The organism is Sphingosinicella sp. YJ22, assembly GCF_011320075.1.
GTDB lineage: Bacteria > Pseudomonadota > Alphaproteobacteria > Sphingomonadales > Sphingomonadaceae > Allosphingosinicella.
This window is the reverse complement of the sequence record NZ_JAANPA010000060.1, coordinates 1-10,243: the sequence shown is the minus strand read 5'-3', so window position 1 is coordinate 10,243 and position 10,243 is coordinate 1. Positions and strand designations below refer to the sequence as shown.

General features: G+C 68.5%; 12 protein-coding genes and 1 pseudogene. 5 read left to right on the top strand and 8 right to left on the bottom strand.

The window, feature by feature from the left end:
• Positions 1-92 (bottom strand): annotated as a pseudogene (locus tag G7B71_RS15850) (class I tRNA ligase family protein); the annotation flags it as partial.
• Positions 93-353: 261 nt separating this feature from the next.
• On the opposite strand from G7B71_RS15850, the gene G7B71_RS14975 reads away from it, so the two are divergent.
• Together G7B71_RS14975 and G7B71_RS14970 are read left to right on the top strand one after the other, a co-directional pair.
• Positions 354-1,427 (top strand): AI-2E family transporter, encoded by a 1,074-nt coding sequence (locus G7B71_RS14975; RefSeq protein ID WP_166042373.1) that lies wholly within the window; start codon positions 354-356, stop codon positions 1,425-1,427.
• Entirely contained in the window at positions 1,427-2,935 is a 1,509-nt protein-coding gene (locus G7B71_RS14970) for a peptidase S10 (protein WP_166042371.1), read from the top strand. Before G7B71_RS14975 ends, G7B71_RS14970 begins: the two co-directional genes overlap by 1 nt.
• On the opposite strand, the gene G7B71_RS15810 is transcribed toward G7B71_RS14970, so the two are convergent.
• From G7B71_RS15810 to G7B71_RS14960, 3 genes are read right to left on the bottom strand one after another with little or no spacing between them, the layout of a single operon-like run.
• Positions 2,932-3,057: a hypothetical protein gene (locus G7B71_RS15810; protein ID WP_279338418.1), complete on the bottom strand. Its 126-nt coding sequence runs from the start codon at positions 3,055-3,057 to the stop codon at positions 2,932-2,934. The two genes, G7B71_RS14970 and G7B71_RS15810, sit on opposite strands and share 4 nt — an antisense overlap.
• A 3-nt stretch (positions 3,058-3,060) precedes the next feature.
• Positions 3,061-3,297, bottom strand: a complete 237-nt coding sequence (locus G7B71_RS14965) for a helix-turn-helix transcriptional regulator (protein ID WP_166042375.1) — start codon at positions 3,295-3,297, stop codon at positions 3,061-3,063.
• Between the two features lie 5 nt (positions 3,298-3,302).
• A complete protein-coding gene (locus G7B71_RS14960) occupies positions 3,303-3,815 on the bottom strand; it encodes a DUF2975 domain-containing protein (protein WP_166042369.1) in 513 nt (170 codons plus the stop codon).
• A 175-nt stretch (positions 3,816-3,990) separates the two neighbouring features.
• On the opposite strand from G7B71_RS14960, the gene G7B71_RS14955 reads away from it, so the two are divergent.
• From G7B71_RS14955 to G7B71_RS14945, 3 genes are read left to right on the top strand one after another with little or no spacing between them, the layout of a single operon-like run.
• Positions 3,991-4,830, top strand: a complete 840-nt coding sequence (locus G7B71_RS14955) for a sulfurtransferase (protein WP_166042367.1) — start codon at positions 3,991-3,993, stop codon at positions 4,828-4,830.
• On the top strand, positions 4,785-6,011 hold the full coding sequence (metC, locus tag G7B71_RS14950) for a cystathionine beta-lyase (protein WP_166042365.1): 1,227 nt from the start codon (positions 4,785-4,787) through the stop codon (positions 6,009-6,011). Before G7B71_RS14955 ends, metC begins: the two co-directional genes overlap by 46 nt.
• Positions 6,008-7,315 carry a mechanosensitive ion channel domain-containing protein gene (locus tag G7B71_RS14945; RefSeq protein WP_166042363.1) on the top strand — a complete coding sequence of 436 codons (1,308 nt, stop codon included), beginning with the start codon at positions 6,008-6,010 and terminating at the stop codon, positions 7,313-7,315. The genes metC and G7B71_RS14945 overlap by 4 nt, the downstream gene beginning before the upstream one ends.
• Here the strand turns inward: G7B71_RS14945 and G7B71_RS14940 are convergent.
• From G7B71_RS14940 to G7B71_RS14925, 4 genes are all read right to left on the bottom strand, one after another.
• On the bottom strand, positions 7,289-7,564 hold the full coding sequence (locus tag G7B71_RS14940) for a hypothetical protein (protein WP_166042361.1): 276 nt from the start codon (positions 7,562-7,564) through the stop codon (positions 7,289-7,291). The two genes, G7B71_RS14945 and G7B71_RS14940, sit on opposite strands and share 27 nt — an antisense overlap.
• 124 nt (positions 7,565-7,688) lie before the next feature.
• The gene (locus tag G7B71_RS14935; protein WP_166042358.1) at positions 7,689-8,102 is read right to left on the bottom strand and encodes a DUF3035 domain-containing protein; all 414 of its coding nucleotides are present in this window, start codon (positions 8,100-8,102) and stop codon (positions 7,689-7,691) included.
• A 14-nt stretch (positions 8,103-8,116) separates the two neighbouring features.
• Positions 8,117-8,695 carry a signal peptidase II gene (lspA, locus tag G7B71_RS14930; RefSeq protein WP_166042355.1) on the bottom strand — a complete coding sequence of 193 codons (579 nt, stop codon included), beginning with the start codon at positions 8,693-8,695 and terminating at the stop codon, positions 8,117-8,119.
• The coding region (locus G7B71_RS14925) for a class I tRNA ligase family protein (RefSeq protein WP_166042353.1) at positions 8,688-10,243 on the bottom strand (1,556 nt) is incomplete at its 5' end. The genes G7B71_RS14925 and lspA, both read right to left, overlap by 8 nt.

Below are 10,243 nucleotides of genomic sequence, written 5' to 3'. Positions count from 1 at the left end.
CGCTGGGCGAGATTGCCGAAGCTGTTGGCGAGGTCGGCGTTGACCCGGGTGACGATCGCCTCGGCGCTGTAGCTGCCGTCCTGGCCGCGGGCGGCGCCGGCGGCGCCTCGGGCGCGTTGGCCCCGCCCGGCGCGGCGCTCTTCTCGATGATCTTGTTCAGTTCGCCGCGGTCGAGCCAGACTCCGCGGCAGGTCGGGCAATAGTCGATCTCGATTCCCTGGCGCGCCGATATGACCATCACGCTCTGGTCCACCGGGCACAGCAGCGGCTCTGCGCGTTCCACCATCTCTCTCGCTCCTTGTTTCGTTGCCCGAACGTAGCGTTCCGCCTTGTCCTTCGCTAGGGCAAGGGTGATGGCCGTCGACATCAATCAGCCGCGCGGACCCGTCTCTCCGGCGCCGCGGCCGCGCGGATCGTGGATCGGCTTCGTCATAACCGCGGCGCTCGCGGTCGCGGCCCTGTGGTTCATCGAGCGGATCGTCACCGCCCTGCTGCTGCTGTTCCTGGTGGTGGTGGTGTCGATGGCGCTGTCGATGCCGGTCCAGGCGCTGCGCCGCCACGGCGTGCCGCGGCGTGCGGCGGCGGCGATCGTGCTGGCGCTGTTCCTCGCCGCGCTCGTCCTGATCGGCTGGCTGGTCATCCCGCGCGTCGCCGAGCAGGTCGCCACCCTGGTCGATCGGCTGCCGGAGTTGATCGCGGGCCTCAACGCCCAGATCGCCGACCTGCTGTCGCGTTATCCGGACCTGCAGGGCTGGGTCGCAAATGGCAGCCCACCGGACCTCGGCGCGGCCTTCGAGGGCGTGAGCAACCTCTCGCTGCGGGTGCTCGGCGGCATCGCCCTCACCATCATCTTCCTGAGCGGCGTCATCGGCCTCGTCTCGCGCCCGCGGCCGGTGCTTCGATTCTACATCGGCAGCCTTCCGCGTCAGCACCGTCGCACCGGCGTTCGCGCCTACCGCCGCGCGCTGCGCAGCATCGGCGGCTGGGCGGAGGCGGCCTTCTTCGTCGGAATGATCGAGTTCGTTCTGGTCTTCGTCGTGCTGACCTGGCTCGACGTGCCCGGCGCGCTGGTGTGGGCCGCGCTCGCCTTCTTCGTCGAGTTCATCCCGCGCATCGGCAATTATCTGATGTCGATCCCGCCGGTCATCGTCGCTCTGGCGGTCAGCCCCATGCTCGCCGTCTATGTCGCGCTCTTCTACCTGGTGATGGGCGAGGTGATCGGGGCGTTCGTGGCGCCACGCATCGGCGGGGCGGCGATGCGCATCCACCCGGTGCTGTTGCTGTTCAACGCGCTCGCCTTCGCGCTCGCCTTCGGCCTTCTCGGCGCCCTGGTGGCGACTCCGGCGGCGGCGGTCTACACGGCATTCTACAGCGAATTCTATCTCAGGCGGTACCGCGAGGCGGACCGGAGCGAAGCGGAGGATTGATGAGGGGCAAGCTTGTCGCGGCGGCGCTGATCGCCGTCGGTGTGGTTTCCGTTCAGGCGGCGGCGCAGCAATCGGGCCAGACCGGCGAGAAGGCCAAGGCGGAGCCGGTCACCCGCGAGCCGCAGCGGGTCGTCACCCGCCACACCGGCACGTTCGGCGGCCAGCGGGTCAGCTACAGCGCGACCGCCGGAGAGACCTTCCTGCGCGCCGACAACGGCAATCCGCGCGCCAGCATCTTCTCGGTCTCCTATGTGCGCGAGCCGCGCGACCCCAATCGGCCAGTCACTTTCCTGTTCAACGGCGGCCCGGGTTCGGGCTCGCTGTGGCTGCACATGGGCGCGTTCGGCCCGCGCTACGTGGCGATTCCGTCGGACGGCACCGACGACGGCGCTCCGCCTTACCCGATCGTCGACAACCCGCATTCGCTGCTGGACGTCACCGATCTCGTGTTCATCGATCCGGTCGGCACCGGTTTCAGCCATGCGCTCGGCGACACCAACCCGAGCGAATTTTACGGGGTCACCCAGGACGCCCGGTCGATCGCGCAGTTCATTCGCCAGTGGCTCAGCGAGAACGACCGCTGGAACTCGCCCAAATATCTCGGCGGCGAGAGCTACGGCACCACCCGCACCGCCGCGGTCGTGAACCAGCTGGAGGGTCAGTATAACGACGTCGCATTGAACGGCCTGCTGCTCATCTCGACCGTGCTTGATTTCGGCGCCGGCGCGGACACGCCGGGCAACGAGATGGTCCACATCCTCAACCTTCCGAGCATGGCCGCGACCGCGCTCTATCACGGCAAGGCGCAGGCGGGATCGGTCGAGCAGTTCGTCGAGGAGGCTCGCCGCTTCGCCACCACCCGCTACGCCGCCGCTCTTCTCCAGGGCAACGCGCTGCCCGCCGACGAGCGCGCCGCGGTCCGCCGCGAGCTGTCGCGCTTCATCGGCCTGTCGGAGCAGTTCCTGGAGAATGCCGACCTGCGGGTGACTCCGGACCGCTTCTATAAGGAGCTGCTGCGCGACCGCGGCCTCACCATCGGCCGGCTCGATTCCCGCTACACCGGCCGCGACTATGACAATGCCGGCGAGTCGCCCGACAACGATCCCAGCTTCTACGGGATCGACGCGGGCTACACCGCCGCGGTCAACCAGCATCTGCGTGAAACCCTGAACTATCGCACCGACCGGCAATATTCGACGATCGGTGGGCTCGGCGCGCCGTGGGACTGGCGCCTCGGCGGCGGCCGCGACAACGACGTCTATGTCAACGTCGCGCCCTATATCGGCCGGGCGCTGCGGGAGAATTCGGGCCTCCGGGTGTTCGTCGGCCAGGGCTATTACGACTTCGCCACGCCCTTCTTCGCCGCGGAATATTCGCTGAGCCGCACCGGCATGCCGCGCGACCGCTTCACCTGGCGCTATTACGGCTCCGGACACATGATGTATGTGCGCGAGGCGGACCGGGCGGCGCTGAGCCGCGACATTCGCGAGTTCATCCGCAGCCGTTAGGGGTCGCGCCGGTCGCGGTCGCCGCGCTTCTTGTCGACGATGATCCACAGTAGGATCATCAGCAGCAACAGGCCCGGGCCGCCGAACAGGCCGCCGCTCAGCAGGTTGATCTCGATGGACATGGCTCAGGCCTCCTCGTCCGCGGGCGCCGCCGGGCCGCTCGGGTCATGTTCAAGAATGTCGCCGGGCTGGCAGTCGAGCGCTGTGCAGATCGCATCGAGCGTCGAGAAGCGGATCGCCTTCGCCTTGCCGGTCTTGAGGATCGAAAGGTTGGGCAGGGTGAGGCCGATGCGCTCGGCCAGCTCGGTGAGCGACATCCGCCGCTGGTAGAGCATCTCGTCGAGTTTCACGCGGATCCCCATGGCCATTACACCGTCAGCTCGGCTTCGGCCCGCAGGCGCGCGCCTTCGCGAAACACCTCGGCGAGCACCAGCACGATGAGCACCGCGAACCAGGAGGTGAGGTCGAGATCGTATTTCACCTCGTCGCCGCGGAACGCTTCGGGGATGGCCAGGAAGGCCACCGTGGTGAAGATCTCGCCGAGCGCGAGCAGCAGCGCGATGACCCGTAGGTTCCCCGGGTTGCGCTCGTTGAACGGGTCGCCGTTCCGCACCGTCAGCGTCACCCGCCGCAGCCGGTGGAGCATCGTCACGAGCAGGCCGAGCATCAGGATCAGGGCCGGGAACAGCAGCAGGAGCTCGCTCTTCGTCGGCACGTCGGTGGTGTGCAGTCCCTCCGCCAGCTTGGCTTCGACGCCGGTGGTGAAGAGCAGCGCGACGCCGCCCACCGCGACGGCAGCGATGCCGATGCCGATGATGATCATCAGCACCAGGAGGATGACCGCCGCGATTCCTGCCAGTGAGCGCCCCCGCGGTTCCACATCGAATCTCCCTAAACGACTTCCTGTTCTTCAATATCGCACATATCGATAAACGACAAGTATAATTATCGATATTCGATATGATGCCTGATCCCGAACGGCCCGGGCGGTTCGAAAAGGCTGGACTCGCGCGCCCGCGGGAGAGACGGGAGCGGCAGCAAAAGCGGAGGCGCGGATGGAATCCCTGGTCTCAACCGAATGGCTCGCGGGCGAGCTCGGCGCGGACGATCTGCGCGTCGTCGACGCCAGCCTGTTCCTGCCCGCGCAGGGCCGCGACGCCCGCGCCGAATATGAGGCGGCGCACATACCCGGCGCGCTGTTCCTCGACCTCGCCAGCCTCGCCGACAGCGACAGCCACCTCCCCAACATGCTGCCGCCGGCGGAGAAGTTCGCCAGCCGCATGCAGTCGCTCGGCATCGGCGACGGCGCCCGCGTGGTGATCTACGACAACACGCCGCTCCATACCTCCGCCCGCGCCTGGTGGGTGATGCGCACCTTCGGGGCATCGCAGGTGGCGATCCTTGACGGCGGTTTCGCGAAGTGGACCGCGGAAGGGCGCCCGACCGAGAGCGGCCGACCGCACAATCGCCACGGCCATTTCACGCCGCTCAAGGACGACCAGGCGGCGGTCGACAAGGACTTCATGCTCGCCAATCTCGATGCGGCGACTCATCAGGTCCTGGACGCGCGCCCGGCGGATCGCTTCGCGGGCGGTGGCGTCGATCCCCACGGCGTTCCCAGCGGTCACATCCCCGGCGCGAAGAACCTGCCCCAGGACCGGCTGTTCAACGCCGACAACACGTTCAAGCGTGGCGCCGCGCTCCAGGCCGAATTCGACTCTGCCGACGTCGATCTCGACAAGCCGCTGGTCGCCAGCTGCGGCTCGGGCGTCACCGCCTGCACCGTGCTGTTCGGGGCGCACCTGCTCGGCAAGGATGGCGGCCGGCTCTATGACGGCAGCTGGTCGGAATGGGGCGCCGATCCCGCCACGCCCAAGGCGACCACGACCGCGTGAGCGAGACCGGGGGAGGCAAGGGGAAAGGCACGCGGCTCGCCGTCGCGGGGCGCCGCCGCGAGTGGACCGGACCGATCGTCAACCCGGCGGTGTGGCGCGCCTCGACGATGCTGTTCGACACCGTCGCCGAATTGAAGGCCGCCAAGCCCGAATTCGCCCAGTTCCATTATGGCCGCAACGGCGGCCCGACCAGCTGGGCGCTGGCCGAGGCACTGACCGAAATGGAGCCGGGCGCCGGTGGCACCCGGCTGTTCCCGTCGGGCGCGGCGGCGGTCGCGACCGCGCTGCTGATGGTGCTCGAAGCCGGCGACGAGCTGCTGATGGCCGACAGCGCCTATGCGCCGACGCGCATGCTCTGCGACACCCTTCTCAAGCGCTACGGCGTTACGACCCGCTACTACGACCCTCTGGTGGGGGAGGGGATCGCCGACCTCATCGGCGACAAGACCCGCGCGATCTTCCTCGAAAGCCCCGGCTCGCTGACCTTCGAGGTGCAGGACGTGCCGGGCATCTGCGCGGCGGCGCGCGAGCGCGGCATCGTCACCCTGATCGACAATACCTGGGCGACGCCTTTGCTGTTCCCGGCGGTCGCGCGCGGCTGCGATATCTCGATCCTCGCCTGCACCAAATATATCGGCGGCCATTCCGACGTAATGATCGGCTCGGTCACGGTGCGGCCGGAGCTGGTCAAGCGGCTCGACCGGACCAGCAAGGCGCTCGGGCAGACCGCAAGTCCCGACGATGCCTGGCTCGCGCTGCGCGGCCTGCGCACGCTCGAGGTCCGGTTGCAGCGTCACGGCGAGAGCGCGCTCAGGATCGCGCAGTGGCTCGCCGAACAGCCGCAGGTGGCGCGCATCCTCCATCCGGCGCTGCCGTCCTGCCCCGGCCATGAATATTGGGTGCGCGATTTCGACGGCGCCTCCGGCCTGTTCGCCTTCGTTCTGAACGGCGGCGACGAGGCGGCGCGCGACCGGTTGATCGAGAGCCTCGACCATTTCGGGATCGGCTGGAGCTGGGGCGGCTTCGAGAGCCTGGCGACGCCGTCCGACCCGATCGGCCTGCGCACCGCCGCCCGTCGGGAGGCGGAAGGACCCGCGGTGCGGCTCTCGATCGGCCTTGAGGACGCCGACGATCTCATTACGGACCTCAAACGGGCGCTCGCGCATTATCCCGCGGGATGATGCATCAGATCGCGGCATCGTTGGGCATCGCGTTGCCCGAGCGGTTCGACTTCGCTTCCGCCGCCGCCGCTTTGGCGCTGGTCGCGGCGGCGGCGCTGCTCGGCTGGGCGGTCGGCCGCTGGGGCGGCCCGCATCTCGCCGCCTTGTGGGAGCGCCGCGCCGGCGCCCGCGCGGCACAGGTCGGGCCGCGCCTCTGCGCCGTGTCGCGCGATCTCACCATCTGGCTGCTGCTCACGCTGGCGCTGAGCGTCTATCCCTGGCAGCCGCTCGCCTTGTTCCTGATCGGGCTCGCCGCCGCCGCGGCGGGCGCGCTGTTCGCGGTCAACCTGGTGCGCGCCCTGCAGGTGAGCCGCCTGCTCGCCTGGATCCTTGGAAGCTTCGTGTTCGTGGCGGTGCTCGCCGATGCGGTGGGCGGACTCGCCGCGATCGCCAAGGCGCTGGACGGGGTCGCGCTCATGATCGGCGCGCGCCGCCTGTCATTGCTCGACCTGGTTCGGATCGCCGTCTCGCTCGTCGTGCTCTATCTCGGCGTTCGGCTGCTCATCCGGGTCGCGTCGCATTCGATCCGAAGCGTGACGGGCTTCGACCCCACACAGCAGCTGCTCGCCCAGAAGCTGGCGGCGGTCGCCATCGTCATCGTCGCCTTCTTCGTCGGCCTTCAGCTCACCGGCATCGACCTGACCACGCTCGCGGTGTTCGGCGGCGCCTTCGGCCTCGCCATCGGCTTCGGGCTCCAGAAGACGGTCGGCAATCTGTTCGCCGGGATCATCCTGCTCATGGACCGCTCGATCAAGCCGGGCGACGTCATCGTCGTCGGCGACACCTACGGCTCGGTCACCAAGATCGGAGTCCGGGCGGTATCAGTGGTTACTAGAGACGGGAAGGAGCACCTCATCCCCAACGAGGACCTGATGACCCGCGAGGTCGAGAACTGGTCCTATTCGAGCTCGGACGTGCGCGTGCACATCCCGGTCGGCATCGCCTATGACTGCGACCTGCCGCTGGCGCAGAAGCTGATGATCGAGGCGGCGGAGAGCGCCGAGCGGGTGCTCAAGGCGCCGGCACCGCGGGTGTGGCTGCGCGCGTTCGGCGAGAGCTCGGTCGATCACGACATATTGGTGTGGATCGCCGATCCCGAGGCGGGCATCGGCAACGTCCGTTCCGAGATCCTCAACCGCCTGTGGCAGCTGTTCCGCGAGCACAAGATCCGAGTGCCCTACCCGCAGCAGGACGTGCACGTGAAGGCATGGCCGGCGCCGCCGGCGCCGCCCTCGGTGTCAGGAGACGTGGAGAAGCGCGCGTAGCTGGTCTAGCCCGCTTTCCATCTTGCCGGCGAGCCGGCGGGCAGGGGCCTGGGGCGGGGTCTCGCCATTGCCGAGCAGGGCTTCGACCCCGGCTGCGGCCCAGGCGGCCATCTCGCCCGCCGTGGCGTCGAAGCGGCGCTGGGCGACCGGCGAGGCGCGCTCATAGGCGATCGACACCTGGGCGGCTTCCTCGAGCATGGCATCCTGCGCCGCCGCGCCGCCTTCGCCGCACACGCTGCGCACGAGCATGAGGGCTTCGCGCAGCGAGGCGACCTGACGGCCGGGATCGCCGCCGGGAAATGCGGGTGTCGGAGGAGCCTGATGCGTCATCCCGCCGGGATAGCGGGACGACGGTTAGGGAAGCCCTAAAGGCCTACTGCGGGACCGCGACGCTCGCGGTGGCGCCGTCGCCGGCGGGGAGCTGGATGATGGTCTGGACCAGCGCGCCGCGGTTGACGACCTGGGTGTCCGGATCGCCGGCGACCGAGCGGGCGCCGAGCGCGGCGCCGGTGCCGGTGTCGGCCTGCTGGATCACACGCTGCTCCACCGCGCTGCGCGGCTGCGGGCCGCCGAACAGGGCCTGGAGCGCCTGGGCGCGCGGATCGCTGCCGCCCGGATCGGCCTGGCCCGGCCGCGGCGGGGTCAGCGCGAATTCCGGCGGAACGATCAGCTCGGGCGCGCGGGTGACAGCGAATTCGTCGGGGCGGGCGCGGTTGAACGGGCCGCCCGAGGCGCATCCCGCAAGCACCAGGGACGCGGGGACGGCGAGGATCATCAAACGACGCATTGGGGTCACTTCCTTCATCGGGCCGGCTTCTCCTTACGCGTCAGGAGCGCCCGCACCAGCAATAACAGCACGCCGATGGTAATCGCGGCGTCGGCGACATTGAAGACCAAAAACGGCCTCCACGTGCCGATATGCAAATCGAGGAAGTCGACGACATAGCCGAAGCGGATCCGGTCCACGATGTTGCCGAGCGCCCCGCCGAGCACCAGCGCGAGGCCCCAGCTGTCGTCGCGGCGCTTCTCGCGCCACAGCCAGATCGCGACGAAGATGGCGATTGCGGTGGTCATCGCGACCAGACCCCAGCGCATCGTGTCGCTGTCCGCGGTCAGCATCCCCATCGACACGCCGTAATTGCGTACCCAGGTCAGGTTGAAGAAGGAGGTGATCGAGATCTCGCCGCGGAACTGGAGCTGGAGCGGGTAGATCACCACCCATTTCGTCGCCTGGTCGGCGAGGAAGACGAGCAAGGCGAGGACATAGCCGTAGGCGCGGTTCTTGCGCACGGCAGGCGGGACGTAATCAGGGTCGCCGCGGCGCGGCTGCGCGGCGGCGGGCGCCTCGGCCTCGGGAGCAGCCTCGCTCAGCTCAGCCATTCACCATCTCCCCGCCCAACACCTCGGAACAGCGTCCGCACAGGCCTTCGTCCTCCTTGACCTCGGGCAGGTGCCGCCAGCAGCGCCCGCATTTGAGGAAGCTCGTTCGCTCGACGTCGATATTGTCGTTCTCGTTCCCAGCAACTTCGGCGACGATGAACAGCTCGGACAGGTCTGTCCGGCCCTGGCCGACGAGGTCAAGCTGCGCGTCCGGAATCAGGACTCGCGCCTCGTTGCTGGAGCGGACGACCTTGTCGCGGCGGAGCGGCTCGATCGCCTCGGTGACCCGCGCGCGGGTGGCCAGCGTCAGGTCGAAGCCTGCGGCGAGCTTGTCGTCGCGCCAGGAAGCGTCGATCTCCGGCCATTCGAGCAGGTGGACCGAGCCCGCGCCGTCGAAGCGGGTGAGCCATGCTTCCTCGGTGGTGAAGCTGAGGATCGGCGCCATCCAGCGCACCAGCGCGTGGAAGACGGTGTCGAGCACGGTGCGGTAGGCGCGGCGCTTGAGCGTCCCCTGCGGCGCGTTCGGCCCGACCTCGCAATAGAGCACGTCCTTGCGCACGTCGAAGAAGAATGCGCTGAGATCGTCATTGGCGAAGGCCTGGATCGCCCGCGTGTAGCGGTTGAACTCATAGTCGTTCGCGGCCTGCCTGAGCTCGGTATCGAGCAAGGCGAGGCGGTGAAGCACCCAGCGCTCGAGCTCGGGCATCTCGCCGACCGGCACCTTCTCGGCGTCGGTGAAGCCGTCGAGGGCGCCGAGCAGGTAGCGGAAGGTGTTCCTGAGCTTGCGGTAGGCGTCGGTGGTGCCGGCGAGGATCTCCTTGCCGATTCGGACGTCCTCGAAATAGTCGGTGGAGGCGACCCACAGGCGAAGGATGTCGGCGCCGCTCTCGTCCATCACCTTCAACGGATCGGTGGTGTTGCCGAGGCTCTTCGACATCTTCTTGCCCTGCGGATCGAGGGCGAAGCCGTGGGTCAGCACTTCCTCATAGGGCGCGCGGCCGCGGGTGCCGCAGCTTTCGAGAAGCGACGACTGGAACCAGCCGCGATGCTGGTCGGAGCCTTCCAGGTACAGGTTGGCGCGGACGCCCTCGCCGTAGCGCTGCTCGATGGTGAAGACGTGGGTCGAGCCCGAATCGAACCACACATCGAGGATGTCGTTCTGCGGTTCGTAGTCGGCGGCGTCATAGTTGGCGCCGAGCAGTTGCTGGTGGTCGGCCGAAAACCAGGCGTCGGCGCCGCCCGCGCGGAAGGCCGCGACGATGCGGGCGTTGACCTCCGGATCGCGCAGGTAGTCGCCGCTCTTGCGGTGGACGTAGAGCGCGATCGGAACGCCCCAGGCGCGCTGGCGGCTGATCACCCAGTCCGGGCGGCCCTCGACCATGGCGGAGATGCGGTTCTTCGACTTTTCCGGAACCCAGCGGGTGCGCTCGATCGCGTCGAGCGCGAGGCCGCGAAGGGTGGGGCCGTTAGTCGCCCTCTCCCCTTCAGGGGAGAGGGAAGGCTGCGAAGCAGCCGGGGAGAGGGGGCTGTTCGCCTCGCCCGACTCCC